This is a genomic window from Microbacterium telephonicum (assembly GCF_003651225.1).
GTDB classification, from domain to species: Bacteria; Actinomycetota; Actinomycetes; order Actinomycetales; family Microbacteriaceae; genus Microbacterium; species Microbacterium telephonicum.
Genome location: NZ_RCDB01000001.1, coordinates 89,500 through 107,200, shown reverse-complemented (window position 1 = coordinate 107,200; position 17,701 = coordinate 89,500). Strand labels below are relative to the sequence as shown.

The 17,701-nt window shown below is 71.4% G+C and carries 13 protein-coding genes; 8 read left to right on the top strand and 5 right to left on the bottom strand.

Annotated features, from left to right (window positions below):
* Positions 1-32: 32 nt before the first annotated feature.
* From trxB to C7474_RS00570, 3 genes are all read right to left on the bottom strand, one after another.
* Positions 33-1,019 carry a thioredoxin-disulfide reductase gene (gene trxB / locus C7474_RS00580; RefSeq protein ID WP_121056702.1) on the bottom strand — a complete coding sequence of 329 codons (987 nt, stop codon included), beginning with the start codon at positions 1,017-1,019 and terminating at the stop codon, positions 33-35.
* 100 nt (positions 1,020-1,119) lie between these two features.
* The gene (gene murJ, locus C7474_RS00575; RefSeq protein ID WP_121056700.1) at positions 1,120-2,736 is read right to left on the bottom strand and encodes a murein biosynthesis integral membrane protein MurJ; all 1,617 of its coding nucleotides are present in this window, start codon (positions 2,734-2,736) and stop codon (positions 1,120-1,122) included.
* Entirely contained in the window at positions 2,729-4,933 is a 2,205-nt protein-coding gene (locus C7474_RS00570) for a DUF6049 family protein (RefSeq protein ID WP_121056698.1), read from the bottom strand. The genes murJ and C7474_RS00570 overlap by 8 nt, the downstream gene beginning before the upstream one ends.
* Positions 4,934-5,045: 112 nt before the next feature.
* Between C7474_RS00570 and C7474_RS00565 the strand changes: the two genes are divergently transcribed.
* The gene (locus C7474_RS00565; RefSeq protein ID WP_422385768.1) at positions 5,046-6,560 is read left to right on the top strand and encodes a DUF7059 domain-containing protein; all 1,515 of its coding nucleotides are present in this window, start codon (positions 5,046-5,048) and stop codon (positions 6,558-6,560) included.
* Positions 6,561-6,584: 24 nt separating this feature from the next.
* The gene (locus tag C7474_RS00560) at positions 6,585-8,027 is read left to right on the top strand and encodes a CCA tRNA nucleotidyltransferase (RefSeq protein WP_121056694.1); all 1,443 of its coding nucleotides are present in this window, start codon (positions 6,585-6,587) and stop codon (positions 8,025-8,027) included.
* A 26-nt stretch (positions 8,028-8,053) separates the two neighbouring features.
* Here the strand turns inward: C7474_RS00560 and C7474_RS00555 are convergent, their stop codons facing one another.
* On the bottom strand, positions 8,054-8,698 hold the full coding sequence (locus C7474_RS00555; protein WP_121056692.1) for an FMN-dependent NADH-azoreductase: 645 nt from the start codon (positions 8,696-8,698) through the stop codon (positions 8,054-8,056).
* A gap of 72 nt (positions 8,699-8,770) precedes the next feature.
* Between C7474_RS00555 and C7474_RS00550 the strand changes: the two genes are divergently transcribed.
* The 5 genes from C7474_RS00550 (at position 8,771) to C7474_RS00530 (ending at position 15,195) form a co-directional block, all read left to right on the top strand.
* Positions 8,771-9,100, top strand: coding sequence for a winged helix-turn-helix transcriptional regulator (locus C7474_RS00550; RefSeq protein ID WP_121056690.1), 330 nt, complete (start codon positions 8,771-8,773; stop codon positions 9,098-9,100).
* A 210-nt stretch (positions 9,101-9,310) separates the two neighbouring features.
* Entirely contained in the window at positions 9,311-10,633 is a 1,323-nt protein-coding gene (locus C7474_RS00545) for a GAF domain-containing protein (protein WP_121056688.1), read from the top strand.
* Between the two features lie 75 nt (positions 10,634-10,708).
* Positions 10,709-12,865: a 4-alpha-glucanotransferase gene (gene malQ / locus C7474_RS00540; protein WP_121056686.1), complete on the top strand. Its 2,157-nt coding sequence runs from the start codon at positions 10,709-10,711 to the stop codon at positions 12,863-12,865.
* Between the two features lie 255 nt (positions 12,866-13,120).
* Positions 13,121-14,671 (top strand): acetaldehyde dehydrogenase ExaC, encoded by a 1,551-nt coding sequence (gene exaC / locus C7474_RS00535; protein ID WP_121056684.1) that lies wholly within the window; start codon positions 13,121-13,123, stop codon positions 14,669-14,671.
* A gap of 125 nt (positions 14,672-14,796) precedes the next feature.
* The gene (locus tag C7474_RS00530) at positions 14,797-15,195 is read left to right on the top strand and encodes a DUF779 domain-containing protein (protein WP_121056682.1); all 399 of its coding nucleotides are present in this window, start codon (positions 14,797-14,799) and stop codon (positions 15,193-15,195) included.
* A gap of 14 nt (positions 15,196-15,209) precedes the next feature.
* Here C7474_RS00530 and C7474_RS00525 read toward each other — a convergent pair whose 3' ends face one another.
* Positions 15,210-15,830, bottom strand: a complete 621-nt coding sequence (locus C7474_RS00525) for a hypothetical protein (RefSeq protein WP_241965035.1) — start codon at positions 15,828-15,830, stop codon at positions 15,210-15,212.
* 234 nt (positions 15,831-16,064) lie between these two features.
* Between C7474_RS00525 and C7474_RS00520 the strand changes: the two genes are divergently transcribed.
* Positions 16,065-17,699 carry an ABC transporter substrate-binding protein gene (locus C7474_RS00520; RefSeq protein WP_121056680.1) on the top strand — a complete coding sequence of 545 codons (1,635 nt, stop codon included), beginning with the start codon at positions 16,065-16,067 and terminating at the stop codon, positions 17,697-17,699.
* Positions 17,700-17,701 lie beyond the last annotated feature (2 nt).

The window sequence follows — 17,701 nt, the reverse complement described above, 5'->3', positions numbered from 1 at the left end:
GAGCGCGGGATTGTTCCGGTCTCCAGCGACCCTCAGGCCGCGTCGGCGTCGGGGAGTCCGTCGATCTCGGCGACGTCGGCGGCGGGGGCGCCGGCATCGGCGAGCGAGGCGAGGTAGTGCTCGACGTCGAGGGCGGCGACGGTTCCGCTGCCCGCGGCGGTGACGGCCTGGCGGTACGTCGGGTCGATGACGTCGCCGGCGGCGAACACGCCCGCCACCGAGGTGCGCGAGGTGCGCCCGTCGACCCAGATGGTGCCGTGCTCGGTGAGGTCGAGCTTCTCGTGCACGAGGTGGGTGCGCGGGTCGTTGCCGATCGCGACGAACACGCCGTCCAGGGCCAGTTCGCGCTCGGCGCCCGTGACGGTGTCACGCAGAACGACGCCGGTCACCGCGTCGTCACCGAGGATGTCGGCGACCTCGCTGTTCCAGACGAACTCGATCTTCTCGTTCGCGAACGCACGCTCCTGCATGATCTTCGAGGCGCGCAGCTCCTCGCGGCGGTGGATGACGTAGACCTTGGAGGCGAACTTCGTGAGGAACGTGGCCTCCTCCATCGCGGAGTCGCCGCCGCCGACGACCGCGATCGCCTTCTCGCGGAAGAAGAACCCGTCGCAGGTCGCGCAGTACGACACGCCCCGGCCGGAGAGGCGGGACTCGCCCTCGATGCCGATCTTGCGCGGCGCCGACCCGGTCGCGAACACGAGCGACTCCGCCTCGGCGGTCTTGCCGGAACCGAGGGTGATCTTCTTCACCGGCCCGGCGACATCCAGTTCGACGACGTCGTCGTAGACGACCTCGGTACCGAAACGCTCGGCCTGCTCCTGCATCTTCGCCATCAGGTCGGGGCCCATGATGGCCTCCGGGAACCCGGGGAAGTTCTCGACCTCGGTCGTGTTCATCAGCTCGCCGCCGGCTTCGACCGAGCTCGCGATCAGCAGCGGCTCGAGGTTCGCGCGCGCCGCGTAGATGGCGGCGGTGAACCCGGCGGGACCCGATCCGATGATGATGACCTTGCGCACGACTGCTCCTTCATTCGCGGGGACGGGAGACGTCCCGGCACATTCAACCAATGGTAAGCGGCGGGCATTCCTGACGGGGAAGGCTGCGGGCGTGTGGGGATCAGCGTCCGGGCAGGATGCGGCGCAGCATCCGCAGAGCGGTGTGCGCCTCAGGCACCCGCAGCACGAGCATCGCGAGCCCGTAGACGCCGAGGGTGACGATCCCGATGACGCCGGCGGCGACGATCCCGGTCCACTTCTCGGACGCCGCCCACCCCGAGACGCCGCCCAGCAGCAGGAAGACGCCCCAGCCGATCGCGGCCGAGACCGCCCCCACGGCGAGGAACAGCACCAGCGAGCGCAGCGGGCCACCCAGATCGAGGGGACCGAGCTTGCGGCGCAGCGCCGTCCCCGCGAATCCCAACTGCACGAAGTTGGCGAGCGACTGGCCCAGCGCGATGGCGAACGCGAGCAGCGTGAGCGGCAGCGCTCCGTTGTCGAGCAGTTGCACGGCGATGAGGGTCGTCGTCACGACGATGACGGCCTGCACCAGTGTGAAGAAGAAGGGCGTGCGGGTGTCGTGGAACGCGTAGAAGGTGCGCTGGATGCCGAACTGCAGCGACAGGGGGATGAGCGCCAGCAGGTAGGCCCCGAGCACGAGCGCGAACGACACGGCATCCGATGCGTCGTCGGTGAACACGCGGGAGATGGGGATGATCGCGGCGACGATCGCCGCGAGCGCGCCGACCATGAGCACTGAAATGAGACGCGTCTGCGACCCCAGTGACTTCTTCACCGCGCCAAGGTCGCCGGCCGTGGCGTACTCGGCCATCCGTGTGTAGAACGGGGTGCCGATCGACATGACGATGACCGAGTAGGGGAGGATGAAGATCGCCCACGCGGTCTGCAGGGTGCTCACCGAGGCCGCCTTGCCGGAGGCCGCGCTGACGTTGGTCATCTGGATGAGGCCGGCGATCTGGCCGACCGCGACCATGAGGAACGTCCAGCCGGCGAGCCGCGCGATGTGGCGCAGACCGATGCCGCGCCACTGGAAGTCGGGACGGATGACCAGATCGGCGCGTCGCCAGAAGAACAGCAGGGCGACCGTCTGCAGGGTGACGCCCAGCAAGGCCGTGCCGCCGACGTAGGAGATCATCTGCGGCGTCCAGCCGATGGCGTCGCGGTGCAGGCCGAACAGCCACACGAAGCTGCCGAGGCCCGCGATCGACACGATGTTGTTGATGATCGGCGACCAGGAGTAGGGGCCGTACACCTTGCGGGCGTTGAGGATCTCGCCCAGCAGCGCGTACAGCCCGAAGAAGAAGAGCTGCGGCAGCACCCAGTACGCGAACGACAGCGCGAGGGCCTGCGTCTCGCCGGGGAGGCGGGAGCCGTAGATCTGCACGAGAAGCGGCGCGCCGATGAGCGCGAGCACCAGCACGCCGGCGAGCACGACGACGCCGAGGGTGAGCAGCTTCGAGACGAAGGCGCTGCCGCGGTCGCTGTGCTCGCGCACGGCCTTCACGATCTGCGGCACGATGACGCCCGCCAGCAGCCCTGACGCGATGAGGTCGTAGATGCTGTTGGGCAGCTGCACGGCGATGCCGAACGCGTCGGCCGCGGCGGAGCCGACCGTGCCGAGCGCCGTGGCGAGGACGATGTTGCGGATGAGTCCCGTCGCGCGCGAGGCGAGGGTGCCGGCGGCGATGATCGCGCTGGCGCGTCCGAGGCTAGCCATCGGAGTCCTCCGTCCCGGCGCCCACGGTGTCGTCGGCGCCCGTGGTGCTCTCGGTGTCGTCGCCGTCGCCGTCGCCGTCGTCGGCGCCGCGCCGGCGTCGGCGCACCGTGCGGATGACGCCGATCACGAGGAACCCGCCGACCAGCACCGACAGCACGACGACGCCGATCTGCTCCCATTCGGCCCGCACGTTGACGGTGACGTCCATCGGGTCGCCGATCGCGACCATGGTGGGGCTGCGCAATTGCAGCGACAGCTGCGCCTCGCCGCTGCCGACCCGGGCCTCGACGGGGACGTTGACGCGCGTCGCCTGTGCCGCGCCGGCCTCGACGGTCGTGGTGGTCTGCACGATGATGCGGGGGTCGCCGGGCAGCGTGTAGAGCACGAGCGACACCGGGAAGGCGAGGTCGTTGCGCACCGTGAAGCTCAGGGGCGCGCTCGTGCCGAACAGATTGATCTCGGTGACGGGCACGAGCTCGACCGCATCGAGGGTCTGGGCGGTGCGCTCGCGCTGACCGGCGACGGCGTCTGCCCAGGCGGAGTTGCCGTGCCACGCGTTGCCGATGACCTGCAGGGTGCGTGCCCGGTCGGGGACGGTCAGCAGCGCCGGCTGCGCGAGGATCGTCGCGAACTGGGCGAGGGCGTCGGCATCGCCGCGGAACTGTGTGAACGCGTCGATCCAGGCGACGTCGGTCTCGTCGGCGGTGACCTCGGCCGGTGCCGCGTCGACGGGGAACACCGCGCGCAGGGCGCTCAGCCCCACCAGCTCCCGCCCGGGCAGCGCGGTGGCGGCGGCGATCGCGGCCGCGATCCCATCGGACGTGCGCGCGGTCGAGCGGTCGACCGCGACCGCGAGGGGCGTCGTGGGGTCGCTGAGCGCGGAGTAGGCGGAGCTCTCGGCGACGGCCGCATCCTGAGCCACCTCGGTCACGGCCTCGCTGGCACGCCGCAGGGCATCGGAGACCGCCGTGTCGTAGACGAGCAGATCGGCCTCACCGGCGCGGGCGTGCGCGGCCGACGCCGCGGTGGACGACCCGGTGACGGATGCCGAGTCGACCAGTGTCAGCGAGGGCGCGTCGTCGACGGTCACGGCACCGAGCGCGCCGATCTGCGTCGACCCGACGCTGCCGGATGCCGGCCACAGCACGGCGGGAGCGGCGAGGCCGATGCTGTCGAGGGTGGGGATCGTGCCGGTACCGGTCGATCCCGCGGTCGCGGTGGGCGTGGGTGTGGGGGCCGGAGCCAGGTCGGGGGCGAGCGCCGTGACGTCGCCCACCGACAGCGGTGCGGTCAGGCCCGCGCCGATCTGGGTGGCGAGGTCGGCGTCGCCGAACTGCAACGCGAACCGCTCGTTCGGCAGCGACAGCAGCTCGTCGAGCCACGCGGTGGCCGTGCCGGGAGCCGCGCCTCCCAGTGCGCGGATCGCGACGGCGATGGCCGGGTCGACGGCCAGCACCGCGTTCGTCCCCGAGACGGCGTCGAGCTGGGCCCGCAGCAGGCCGTCCGGCGCGGTGAGCGCGGCGAGTTCGTCGGAGGTCGGCAGCGCCGTCGTGATCGCGCCGGCGGTGATCGGCACGATCACCGTCACCGACCCGATCGGCTGGTCGCCGGCCGTGACGACCACCGTGCTGCGGGAGGTGAGTTCGCCGCGGGGGGTCGTGTACGTCGCCTGCAGCGGGTACACGCCGGCCGGCGCGTCGGCGAAGGCGGCGGCGTCCAGCCCCAGCGGCACGGACGTCGTTCCGCGCGCGGGAACCGTGTCGAGCACGGTGGAGCCCGCCGCGGTGTACCCGTCGACGCCGGAGCCGTCGGCGAGCCAGGCGTCCAGAGCCTCCCGGGTGGGAAGCGGCGTGTTCCCCCGCTCGACGCGCACCTCGCCGGCGCTCAACATCGTCGAGGCCGGGTTCGACACCGACAGGTCGACCACGACCGCACCCCCGGCGCCCACGATGCCGCGATCGCCGGGAGCCATCGCGAACGCGACGGCCGTCGACCCTGGTGGGGTCGGACCCGGGGACGGGCTGGTCGCCGCGACTGCGCCCGTCGCGGGCAGCACGCTCGCGGGTGCGGCCAGCAGCAGGGCCGACAGCAGCGCCGCCGCGAGGACGCTCGCGCGGCCAGGGCGGTGGCCACGGCGGTGGCGCGGTCGCGGCCGCGTGGCGGCGCGCGGCAAGGTATCGGGCGTGATGTCGGTCATGGTGATCCGGTGCGATCTCGGACCGCACGACTGCCTGCATTCTAGGGTTCGGCCGCTGTGCAGCCGCCGAGGCGGGCCGCGCGACGGGTGACACCGCGATTGAATGGGAGACATGCCGGCCATCACCCCCGACCCCGCCCTCGCCGCCGCCCTGCGCGCCGACCTCGAGACGGCCGGGTACACCGCCGACGCGGTGCGGTCCGGCTGGGGACCCGTGGCGGATGCCGCCGTCGGGCACGGCCTGCACGGCCCGGCGCTCGCGGCGCTCGCCGGCCGCGACGATGCGTTCGCCACGCTGGCGCGGATGCTGTTCCTCGGAATCGCCCAGCCCGTCGCGGCCGTCGACGCGGCGCTGCCGCGCTGCGGTGCCGCCGGACTCTCCGGGTTGGGGCTCGCCCGCATCCGCGGCGGGTCCGTGACACCGGCCGCGTTGGTGCGTCCCCAGGATGCCGAGGGGACCGAGGTGCGGTGGTGGATCGCGAGCGACCTCGACGAGGCCGCTCTCGGTGGTGCGCTGCCCACCGATCACGTGCTCGGGGTCGGCGGCGCTTCGCTGACTCTCGCGGGGCTGCAGCTCGCGACCCCGGTCGCGCGGGCCCTCGACGTGGGCAGCGGATGCGGCATCCAGTCGCTGCGCGCCCTGCTGTCGGCCGAGCACGTCGTCGCGACCGACATCTCGCACCGTGCGCTCGCCTTCACGCGGCTCAACGCACTGCTGGCGCAGACCGACGCCGTCGAGGTGCGTCACGGGAGCCTGTTCGAGCCGGTGACCGGCGAGGAGTTCGACCGCGTCGTGTCGAACCCGCCGTTCGTCATCACGCCGCGGGTGCAGGGCGTTCCGGCGTACGAGTACCGCGACGCGGGATTCGCCGGCGACGACCTCGTGGCCGCGTTCGTCTCGGGTGTCGGCGACGTGCTCGCGCCGGGTGGCACGGCGCAGCTGCTCGGCAACTGGGAGTACCGCGACGACCGTGGCGGGCTGGATCGCGTGCGCGACTGGGTCGCGGCGTCGGCCGTGGGCCTGGACGCGTGGGTCGTGGAACGCGAGCGGCTCGATCCGCTCGCCTATGCCGAGCTGTGGGTGCGCGACGGCGGCACGGTTCCGGGTTCGCCCGAGTACGCGCGGCTGATCGACGCCTGGCTGGCCGACTTCGCCGCCCGCGGGGTGAGCGCGATCGGGTTCGGATACGTGCTGCTGCGACGGCCGGTGTCCGGATCGGCGACCCTCGCGCGCTACGAAGAGCTGTCGCAGCCGGTGGCCGGATCGCTCGGCGTGCACCTCGGGGACGCGCTCGCCGCGTGGGACGCGCTGGTCGGGCTCGACGACGCCGCGCTGTCGGGGACCGTGCTGCGGGTCGCGCCCGATGTGACCGAGGCACGCCACCACCGTCCCGGCGACGAGGCACCGACCGTCATCGAACTGCGACAGGGCGGCGGGTTCGCGCGCACGATCGCGGTCGACCCCGGGCTCGCCGCCCTCGTCGGCGCGTGCGACGGCGACCTGCCGGTGGGTGTGCTGGTGGCGGCGATCGCCGAGCTGCTCGAGGTGGATGCCGACGCGCTCGCCGCCGACCTGCTTCCCCGTGTGCGCGAGCTGCTCTTCACCGGCTTCCTGACGTTCGCGTGACGCCCACGCCGTAGGCTCGAAGCCATGCTCAACATGGCCGAGGGCCTCGCCCGCCTCGGCGCGCTCGCCGCGTCGCCGGTGACCGCCACCCTCGCCGAGGCCTTCGCCGCGGCCGGGTTCGAACTGGCGATCGTCGGCGGTCCGGTACGCGACGCGCTGCTCGGCCGGAGGGTCAGCGACCTCGACTACACGACCAACGCCCGCCCCGACGACATCCTCGCGATCGTGAAGCCGCTCGCGACGGCAACGTGGGACATCGGCCGCGCGTTCGGCACCATCGGCGCGAAGATCCGCGTCGCCGACTCTCCCGCCGACCAAGTCGAGATCACGACGTACCGCGCCGACAGCTACGACGGCGTCACCCGCAAGCCCACGGTCGCCTTCGGCGACACGCTCGAGGCCGACCTTCTGCGCCGCGACTTCACCGTCAACGCGATGGCGCTGCGCATCCCCGGTCCCGCCCTGGTCGACCCGACCGGTGGTGTCGAAGACCTCGTGGCCGGCATCCTGCGCACCCCCTCCGACCCCGACGTGAGCTTCGGCGACGATCCGCTGCGGATGCTGCGGGCCGCGCGTTTCACGAGCCAGCTCGGTTTCACGGTCGCCCCCGACACCGAGGAGGCCATGGCGCGGCTGCGCGAGACCCTCCGCATCGTCAGCCCCGAGCGCGTGCAGGGCGAGCTCGTCAAGCTGCTCGCCACCGACGACCCGGTGCGCGGCCTGCGGGTGATGGTCGACACCGGGCTGCTGCAGGAGTTCCTCCCCGAGGTACCGGCCCTGCGCCTCGAGGTCGACGAGCACCACCACCACAAAGACGTCTACGAGCACTCGCTGACGGTGCTGCGACAGGCGATCGCCCTCGAGCACGCGCGGCATCCGGATGCCGCACCCGACGTCACGCTGCGCCTGGCGGCGCTGCTGCACGACATCGGCAAGCCCGCGACCCGCAAGCTCGAACCCGGCGGCGGTGTGAGCTTTCACCACCACGACGTCAAGGGTGCGCGGATGGCCCGCAAGCGTCTGCAGGCGCTGCGGTTCGACTCCGACACGATCGCCGCCGTCGCGCAGCTCATCGAGCAGCATCTGCGTTTCTTCGGATACGCGGAGGGGGCGTGGACCGACTCGGCCGTGCGCCGCTACGTGCGCGACGCCGGCGACCAGCTCGAGCGGCTGCACATCCTCACCCGCGCCGACGTGACCACCCGCAACAAGCGCAAGGCCGCGAAGCTCGCGGGCGCCTACGACGACATCGAACGCCGCATCGGCGAGCTCGCGGAGCAGGAGCAGCTCGACGCGATGCGTCCCGCACTCGACGGCAACCGCATCCAGGAGGTGCTCGGCATCCGCCCCGGCCGCGAGGTGGGCGAGGCGTACCGGTTCCTCATGGACATCCGCCTCGACGAGGGCGCGATCGACGAGGCGGAGGCGGAGCGTCGGCTGCGGGAATGGTGGAGCGCCCGCACCTGATCGGCACGGGCGCTCCAGGGTGGGCGTCAGGCCCGCGCGGCGGCCAGGGATCGGCCGGCGTCGCGCGCGGCATCCTCGGCATCCGCCTTCAGCTGGGCGGCGGTGTCGGCGAACGCGTCGAGCGCCGGGTTGACGCCGACGAGTGTGAACGGGCGGGTCACGACGGTGAGGTCGAGGCCCCAGACGTCTTCGAGCACGCGGCGCAGCCACCCGGTGGAGTGGTCCCAGCCCTCCTTGGGCGTGCCGACGTCGTAGTTGCCACCGAGCACGGTGACCAGCGTCGCGGGCTTGCCGCGCAGTGCGGTGCCCTGTGGGTCGATGCGCGGATCGGTGTAGGCCAGGTCGAACCACAGCTTCGCGTGCTGCGAGACGCCGTAGTTGTAGAGGGGGATCGTGAGCAGGATCGCGTCGGCGTCGATGAGCTCGTCGGCGAGGCGGGTGCGCAGCGCCAGCGCGGCCTTCTGGGCCTCGGTGTGGTGCTCGGCCGGGGTGAATCCGGCGCTGACGGCGTCGGTCCAGGCGGTGGAGGGGATCGGATCGGCGGCGACGTCACGGCGGACGACCTCGGTGCCGGGGTGGGCGTCGAGCCACTCCTGCTCGACGAGGTCGCCGAGGGCACGGCTGGCGGAGGTGGCCGGCATGATGCTGGCGTCGAGGCGGAACAGGGACATTCGCTTCTCCCATCAGAGTTACTACGAAAAACAAAGCGACTAGCGGGAGCGTAGCACGGGTAGCATGAGAACATGCCCGAGGAGCACGACCCCCGCGTCTGCGACGCCGCGGTGTCGCACGCGTTCTCGGTGCTGGGAAAGCGCTGGAACGGCATGATCATCGACACCCTCGGCGGCGGAGAGCTCTCGTTCGTCGGGCTGCGCCGCGCGGTCGCCGGCATCAGCGACGCGGTGCTGTCGGATCGGCTCACCGAACTCGGCGAGGCGAACCTGCTCGAACGCCGTGTCGACGCCGGTCCCCCCGTCGCCGTCACGTACGCGCTCACCGACGCGGGCGAGCGGCTCGTGCCGATCCTCGACCAGCTCGGCGTCTGGGCCGACGCGAACCTGACCCGCCGCTGACGCGGGCGCGCCGGCGCGCGAGTTCGCCGGTCTGCACGCGAGCTCGCCGCTCTGGCCGCGGGTTCGCCGGCGAGGTCGGCACCGAAGCGGCGAACTCGGCGCGGAACCGGCGACGTCGGCGGCCACCGGTGCCCGCGCGCCGGCACCCTCGCGGTGGCGCGGACGGCCGCCTACACTGGTCGCACCCGCTCGCCGACGAACGGAGTCGCCGTGCCTTCGCCGTGGTCGTCCCGCCGCGACCTGTCGCCGCAGTCCTCGCGCCTGCTGATCGAGCGCGCCCACGAGGAGCTCGTCGCCGGCAACATCGCCGACGCCCGCCTCGCGCAGGTGCGTCCGCTCGTGCGCGAGTCGTGGCACCGCTCCGTCGACGGTCTCGTCGGCGTCGAAGGCCTGCCGCCGCTCGAACTCACCGATGCCGAACTCGAGGCGTACCGCAGCGCCCACCCGCTCGCGGGCGCCATGGACATGATCCGCGCCCTCCTGCTTCCCGAACCGGATGCCGGTGTCGTCGTCGCGGTCGGTGACGCGGCCGGGCGACTGCTGTGGGTCGAAGGCGACCGGCACATCCGCGCGCTCACCGGCGACATGGGGTTCGTCGCCGGGACGAACTGGTCGGAGCAGGCCGTCGGCACCTCCGCGCCCGGGACCGCGCTCGCCCTCGACAGGTCGGTGCAGATCCACGGCGCCGAGCATTTCAACCGTCTCGTGCAGCCGTGGTCGTGCACCGCCGCGCCCGTCCACGATCCCGAGACCCGCGCCCTGCTCGGGGTCATCGACGTCACCGGTGACGCGGATGCCGCTTCGCCGCAGGCGCAGCTGCTCGTCGATGCGACCGCCCGCGCGATCGAGGCCGAGCTCATGGTCGCGCGCCTGCGCAGTCGTGCGGCCGCACCCCGGCTCGCCCGCCGTCACGCGGCCCCGCCGGTGCGACGGACCGCGACGCTGCGAGTGCTCGGTCGCGACCGTGCGCTGCTCGAGCTCGGCGGAGACACCGGCAAGTCGCTCACCGAGCTGTCGGCCCGGCACGCCGAGATCCTGCTCATGCTCGCGGTGCACCGGCAGGGGCTCTCGGCCGAGCAGCTCGCGACCCTCGTGTACGGAGAGCCCGCCGTGGAGACCCTGCGCCCCGAGCTCGTGCGGCTGCGGCGGGTGCTCGAGAAGACGGCGCCGCATCTCGTGCCCGCCTCTCGCCCCTACCGGCTGACGACCGACCTCGAGACCGATGCGCATCAGGTGCTGTCGCTCCTCGGCCGCGGCGCGCACCGCGTCGCGCTCGCCGCCTCCCGCGGCCCGGTGCTGCCCGACTCGACCGCCCCGGGAGTCGAAGAGTTCCGCGACACGGTGCGCACGACGCTGCGCGATGCGCTGCTGGCCGAGGCCTCGGTCGACGTGCTGCTCGCCTACGCCGAGACGAGCGACGGCGCCGACGACGTCGAGGTGCTGCGCCTGGCCCTGTCGCTGCTGCCGGCCCGCTCACCGAAGCGCTCGGGCCTGGTGGCCCGCATCGAGCGGAGCGAGACTCCCGAGCCCTGACGCGCTTCGCCCGGTTCCGGCACTGCCCGGCCCGGCATCCACCCTGGCAGGATGAAGCCAGACGGAGGGACCGACATGACCGACGACCGCCCCACCCCCGCGCTCACCCACCTCGCCGAGGCGCACGGCATCGCCACGGAGTACTGGTCGTTCTTCGGTGACCGGGTGGTCGTGCCCGCCGCCACCCTGCGGGCCATCCTCACCGCGATGGGCGTGGACACCTCGACGGATGCCGCGATCACCGCCGCCGCCGCCTCCGCGGCCGACGGACCCTGGCGGGAGCTGCTGCCCCCGTCGGTCGTCTCACGCCCCGGTGCGGGCACCATCGTCGTGCACGTCGCCGACGCGCACGACGTCACGCTGTCGGTCGCCCTCGAGGACGGCGCCTGGCGCGACCTCGCGCTGCCCGAGCAGCATCCTTCGGCCCGCCTCGTCGACGGGGTGCTGCGGTGGCGGCTCGAGGTGCCGGTCCCCGCCGACCTTCCGCTCGGCTGGCACACGCTGTGGGCATGGCAGCGGCCGTTCGGCGGCGGTGACGTCGACCGTACGGCTTCGGCGCCGTTCGTCGTCACGCCCGAACGGCTGGCACCGGTACCGGCGCGCGCCGACAAGGGGGGACGCGGCTGGGGGCTGATGGCGCAGCTGTACTCGGTGCGCTCGCGCGGGTCGTGGGGCATGGGCGACTTCGCCGATATGGGCGACCTCGCCGCGGTCGCCGGTGCGCAGGGCGCGGACTTCCTGCTCGTGAACCCGATCCACGCCGCCGAGGTGACGCCGCGCATCGAGCCGTCGCCGTACCTGCCGGCGACCCGGCGTTTTCTGGCGCCGCTCTATGTGCGACCGGAAGACATCCGGGAGGCCGGGTACCTGGATGCCGCCGGCCGGGCCGCACTCGACGCGGCGCGCGCTCCCGTCGCCGCCCACGACACCGACCCCGGCCGCATCGACCGCGACGCTGTCTGGCTCGCCAAGCGGGCCGCGCTGGAGGCCGTCTTCGCCGTGCCGCGTTCGGCCGGTCGCGCCGCGCAACTCGCCGCCTTCACCGCACGCGAGGGGCAGCCGCTGCTCGACTTCGCGCTGTGGTGCGCGCTCGAGGAGCACTACGACGGCGTGGAACGCCCTGCGGAGGCGCGCGACATCGGCTCGCCCCTCGTCGCCCGTCTGCGCGCGGAGGTCGACGACCGCGTGCGGTTCCACGTGTGGCTGCAGTGGATCGCCGACCAGCAGGTCGAGACGGCGCAGGCCGCCGCCCACGCCGCGGGCATGACCATCGGCATCATGCACGACCTCGCGGTCGGCGTGCACACGCTCGGCTCCGACGCGTGGTCGCTGCGCGACATGTACGCGCCGGGCATCACCGTGGGCGCCCCGCCGGACATGTACAACCAGCAGGGTCAGAACTGGAATCAGCCGCCGTGGCTGCCCGCCGCCCTCGCCCGCGCCGGCTACGCGCCGCTGCGCGACATGATCCGCACCCTCCTGCGTCACGCCGGCGCGCTGCGCATCGACCACGTCATCGGACTGTTCCGGCTGTGGTGGATCCCCGCCGGCCTCGGACCGGGCGCCGGCACCTACGTGCGCTACGACCATGAGGCGATGATCGGCGTGCTCACCCTCGAGGCGCAGCGTGCCGGCGCCGTGCTCATCGGGGAAGACCTGGGACTCGTCGAACCGTGGGTGCGCGACTACCTGTCGGCGCGCGGCATCCTGGGCACGTCGGTGCTGTGGTTCGAGCAGGACGGCGACCGACCGCGCCCGCCGGAGCAGTACCGCGAGGCGCTGCTGGCGACCGTCAACACGCACGACCTGCCGCCGACGGCCGGCTACCTCGCCGACGAGCACGTCGCCCTGCGCGCGCGCCTCGGACTGCTGACCCGGCCCGTCGAGGACGAGCTGGCGGATGCCGAGCGCGAGCGCGAGGCCATGCTCGCCGTGCTGCGCGAGCGCGGGCTCATCCGCCCGGATGCGACGGCGCAGAATGCCGAGGTGGAGATCATCGAGGCGCTCAACGTATTGATCGCGGCGTCGCCCTCGCGCCTGCTCGGGGTCGCGCTCGTGGATGCGGTCGGCGAGCGGCGCGTGCAGAACCAGCCCGGCACCGACCTCGAATACCCGAACTGGCAGATCCCGCTGGCCGACTCGGCGGGTGCGGCGGTGCTGGTCGAGGACCTCCCCGCGAACGAGCGCTTCCTGTCGCTGACCGCCGCCGTCGACCGCGCCCTGCGCCGCTGACCGGTTCGGGGCGTTTCGACTCGCTCCGCTCGCTCAACGACCGGGAGACGCCGCCCATCGGGGCGTTTCGACTCGCTGCGCTCGCTCAACGACCGGAGGTGTCGCCCTCCCGGTCGTTGAGCGAGGAGCGCAGCGACGAGTCGAAACGCCCCGAACTCCCCCGCAACGGGATGCAACGTTGCGGGGCGTAGCGTGCCCGGCATCCGAACGCGGCAACGGATGCCGCGGATTCATGGACCGTCGAAGGAGACAGACATGACCATCGTCGAAGAGGGCGTCTCTAGCGTCTACGCCGCACCCGGCCAGCGCGGAGCTGTCGCCGACTACCGCCCCCGGTACGGCCACTACATCGGCGGCGAGTTCGTCGATCCCGTCAAGGGCCAGTACTTCGAGAACATCTCGCCCGTCAACGGCAAGCCGTTCTGCGAAGTGGGCCGTGGCACCGTCGAAGACATCGACCGTGCGGTCGACGTCGCTTGGCAGGCGTTCGCCGGTTGGGGCAAGACCACGCCCGCCGAGCGCGCCGTCATCCTCAACAAGATCGCCGACCGCATGGAGGAGAACCTCGAGAAGATCGCCGTCGCCGAGACGTGGGAGAACGGCAAGCCGGTGCGCGAGACGCTCGCCGCCGACATCCCGCTCGCCGTCGACCACTTCCGCTACTTCGCCGGCGTGCTGCGCGCGCAGGAGGGCTCGCTCAGCCAGATCGACGAAGACACGGTGGCGTACCACTTCCACGAGCCGCTGGGTGTGGTCGGGCAGATCATCCCGTGGAACTTCCCCATCCTGATGGCCACGTGGAAGCTCGCCCCCGCCCTCGCCGCCGGTAACTGCGTCGTGCTCAAGCCCGCCGAGCAGACGCCGGCCAGCATCCTGTTCCTGTTCGAGATCATCGGCGATCTGCTGCCGGCGGGCGTCGTGAACATCGTCAACGGCTTCGGCATCGAGGCGGGCGCGCCGCTCGCGCAGCACAAGCGCATCCGCAAGGTCGCCTTCACCGGTGAGACCACGACCGGGCGCCTCATCATGCAGTACGCCTCCCAGAACCTCATCCCGGTGACGCTGGAACTCGGAGGCAAGAGCGCGAACATCTTCTTCGAGGATGTCGCGCGCGCCACCGACGACTCCTATTACGACAAGGCGCTCGAGGGCTTCACGTTCTTCGCCCTCAACCAGGGCGAGGTGTGCACGTGCCCCTCGCGCGGCCTCATCCAGCGGTCGATCTACGACCGGTTCCTGGGCGATGCGCTCGACCGCGTCGGCAAGATCGTGCAGGGCAACCCGCTCGATCCCGCCACGATGATCGGCGCGCAGGCATCCAACGACCAGCTCGAGAAGATCCTCAGCTACATCGACATCGGCAAGGCCGAGGGCGCGAAGGTGCTCGCCGGCGGGGAGCGGGTCGACCTCGGCGGCGACCTCTCCGAGGGCTACTACGTCGCCCCGACGGTGTTCGAGGGTCAGAACTCGATGCGCATCTTCCAAGAGGAGATCTTCGGTCCGGTCGTTTCGGTGACGAGCTTCGAGAACTTCGACGACGCGATCTCCATCGCCAACGACACCCTCTACGGACTGGGCGCCGGCGTGTGGAGCCGTTCCGGCGACACCGCCTACCGCGCCGGCCGGGCCATCGAGGCCGGTCGTGTCTGGACGAACACGTACCACCAGTACCCGGCGCACGCCGCGTTCGGCGGGTACAAGCAGTCGGGCATCGGCCGCGAGAACCACCTGCGGATGCTGGACCACTACCAGCAGACCAAGAACCTGCTCGTGTCGTACGCCGAAGGCGCGATGGGCTTCTTCTGATCCCCAACCCGCGAGACCTCAGCTGACGGACGAGACCTGGGTTTCGCCCCACTGTCTCGTCCGGCGGTTGAGGTCTCGCGGATCTCGGCGACCTTGGGCACGGACGGATCACGAAGGAGCACGACATGACGACGACCGACACCTTCAGCCGCGTCGCGGTGACCGACGAGGCGGCGGGGCTGCTGCGCGAGCTGACGGTGCAGCACGGGCCGCTGATGTTCCACCAGTCGGGCGGATGCTGCGACGGCAGCGCACCGATGTGCTATCCCGTCGGGATGTTCCTCACCGGCCCGAGCGACGTGAAGCTCGGACAGCTCGAGGTGGGCCTGGATGACCCCATCGAGGTCTTCATCTCGGAGGCGCAGTTCGAGTACTGGAAGTACACGCACATCACGATCGACGCCGTGCCGGGGCGTGGCGCCGGGTTCAGCGTCGAGGGGCCCACCGGCAAGCGGTTCATCATCCGCAGCCGGATGCTGACGGGCGACGAGCTCGTGCACTTCGGGCTCGCTCCGCGCACCTGAGCGCGCAGGCGGGCTCAGGCGTCGGCGTGCTCCCGCGCCACCACGACCACCGGTGCGGGCGTGCTCGGGAAGATGATCTTGAAGATCGGGAAGTAGACGGCGCACGAGATGAGGGCGTTGATGAGCATCGTCACCATGTCGGCGATCGCCTCTCCGGTGGCGCCGAGCCCCCACACCGAGATGAACAGGTCGTAGACCGGCGCCTTGTAGAGGCCCTGCAGGGCGGCGGCGCCGAAGGAGATCACGACGTACGCGAGCGTGTACCAGGCGGCCGCGACCCACGGGTTGCTGTTCGACTTGAACGTGATGTTGCGCTGCGCGAAGAAGTTCAGCACCTGCGCGATCGCGAGGGTCAGCTGCACCGCCAGGAAGTACGCGAGCCCGCCGCCGCCGTCGGGCAGCGGCCCCGCCGCGTAGTCGAAGATGTAGTACTCCGAGCCGATCGGCAGCGCCTGGAACCCGACGTCGACGAGCGCGGTCATCCCGAACAGCGCCTTCATGATCGGCATGAGCACGAGCTGCAGCACGGTCATGCCGACGTTCAGCACCGCGAACACGATCAACTGCGCGAGCGTCTGACGGGTGGCGGCGAAGAGGGCCCAGCGGGCGCGGATGCGGACGAACACGATCCCCACCGCATCACGACGGCGTGTCGCGGACGGCGCCTGCCGCAGAATCTGTCGTCCACGCCGCGTGAACGGTGCCCGCAGCCCCGCCGATCCGCGGCGATGCGGCATCCGGTCCCGTTCGGAGAGGGTTTCGGTCTCGTTACAAAACGGCCGCGAATAACCGCATCCGGCACCGGCAGGTGAATGATGAGTGACGCCCGCCCACCGACGGGCGTCACCATCACAGCAGAGGTACAACGCATGTCACTGCACCACAGCACGCGCGGCCGCATCGGCCTCGCGGTCGGCGCGCTCGGCGCCGCATCGCTCCTGCTCGCCGGCTGCGCCGGCGGCGGCTCGACCGGTGGTTCCACCGGCGGAGCGTCGGGAGACCCCATCATCGTCGGCACCACCGACAAGGTCACGACGCTCGACCCGGCCGGTTCGTACGACAACGGCTCGCTCGCCGTGCAGACCCAGGTCTTCCCGTACCTGGTCAACACGGACTACAACTCCACCGAGGTCGTCCCCGACCTGGCCGAGTCGGCCGAGTTCACCTCGCCGACCGAGTACACGGTGACGCTGCCCGCAGGCCTCAAGTGGGCCAACGGCAACGACCTCACCTCGTCGGACGTGAAGTTCTCGTTCGACCGCAACCTGAAGATCGCCGACCCCAACGGCGCGTCGAGCCTGCTGTACAACCTCGACAGCGTCGAGACGCCCGACGACACCACCGTCGTCTTCACGCTGAAGACCGAGAACGACCAGGTCTTCCCGTACATCCTCACGAGCTTCCCGGGCGCCATCGTCGACGAGGACGTCTTCTCGGCCGACGCGATCACGCCCGACCAGGAGATCGTCGACGCGAACGCCTTCGGCGGTCCCTACGCGATCACCTCGTGGGACTTCAACAAGACCGTCGAGTTCACCCCGAACGAGAACTACAAGGGCCTGCTCCCGGCCGCCGAGAACGGCGGGGCGATCCTCAGCTACTTCGCCGAGTCGTCGAACCTGAAGCTCGCCGTGCAGGAGGGTGACGTCGACGTCGCGTACCGGAGCCTGTCGGCCACCGACGTCGAGGACCTCTCGGGCAACGACGCGGTCAAGGTCGTCGAGGGCCCCGGCGGCGAGATCCGCTACATCGTGTTCAACTTCAACACGCAGCCCTACGGCTCCGCGACCGCCGAGGCCGACCCGGCCAAGGCGCTCGCCGTCCGTCAGGCCGTGGCCGACCTCGTCGACCGCGACGCCATCTCGGAGCAGGTCTACAAGGGCACCTATACCCCGCTGTACTCCTACGTCCCCGAGGGCTTCACGGGTGCGACCGAGGCGCTGAAGGGTCTTTACGGTGACGGCGCCGGCGCTCCGGATGCCGCGAAGGCCAAGGCCACGCTCGAGGCGGCCGGCGTCACGACCCCGGTGCAGCTGAGCCTGCAGTACAGCCCCGACCACTACGGTCCGTCCTCCGGTGACGAGTACGCGCTGGTCAAGCAGCAGCTCGAGGCCGACGGCCTGTTCCAGGTGAACCTGCAGTCCACCGAGTGGGTGCAGTACTCCAAGGACCGCACCTCGGACGTCTACCCGGCCTACCAGCTGGGCTGGTTCCCGGACTACTCCGACGCCGACAACTACCTGACGCCGTTCTTCCTGAAGGAGAACTTCCTCGGCAACCACTACGACAACCCCGAGGTCAACGACCTGATCCTCGAGCAGGCTGTCGAGCCGGATGCCGCCACGCGTCAGGCCGACATCGAGAAGATCCAGGAGCTCGTCGCGGCCGACCTCTCGACGCTGCCGCTGCTGCAGGGTGCGCAGGTCGCCGTGACCGGCGCCGACGTCTCCGGCGTCACGCTCGACGCGTCGTTCAAGCTGCGCTTCGCGCCGATCCACAAGTAACA

Excerpts from the sequence above, each read along its gene's own strand:
- murJ (WP_121056700.1), bottom strand. The coding sequence starts at position 2,736 with ATGGCTAGCCTCGGACGCGCCAGCGCGATCATCGCCGCCGGCACCCTC.
- C7474_RS00570 (WP_121056698.1), bottom strand. The coding sequence starts at position 4,933 with ATGACCGACATCACGCCCGATACCTTGCCGCGCGCCGCCACGCGGCCG.
- C7474_RS00565 (WP_422385768.1), top strand. The coding sequence starts at position 5,046 with ATGCCGGCCATCACCCCCGACCCCGCCCTCGCCGCCGCCCTGCGCGCC.
- C7474_RS00560 (WP_121056694.1), top strand. The coding sequence starts at position 6,585 with ATGCTCAACATGGCCGAGGGCCTCGCCCGCCTCGGCGCGCTCGCCGCG.
- C7474_RS00555 (WP_121056692.1), bottom strand. The coding sequence starts at position 8,698 with ATGTCCCTGTTCCGCCTCGACGCCAGCATCATGCCGGCCACCTCCGCC.
- C7474_RS00550 (WP_121056690.1), top strand. The coding sequence starts at position 8,771 with ATGCCCGAGGAGCACGACCCCCGCGTCTGCGACGCCGCGGTGTCGCAC.
- malQ (WP_121056686.1), top strand. The coding sequence starts at position 10,709 with ATGACCGACGACCGCCCCACCCCCGCGCTCACCCACCTCGCCGAGGCG.
- exaC (WP_121056684.1), top strand. The coding sequence starts at position 13,121 with ATGACCATCGTCGAAGAGGGCGTCTCTAGCGTCTACGCCGCACCCGGC.
- C7474_RS00530 (WP_121056682.1), top strand. The coding sequence starts at position 14,797 with ATGACGACGACCGACACCTTCAGCCGCGTCGCGGTGACCGACGAGGCG.
- C7474_RS00520 (WP_121056680.1), top strand. The coding sequence starts at position 16,065 with ATGTCACTGCACCACAGCACGCGCGGCCGCATCGGCCTCGCGGTCGGC.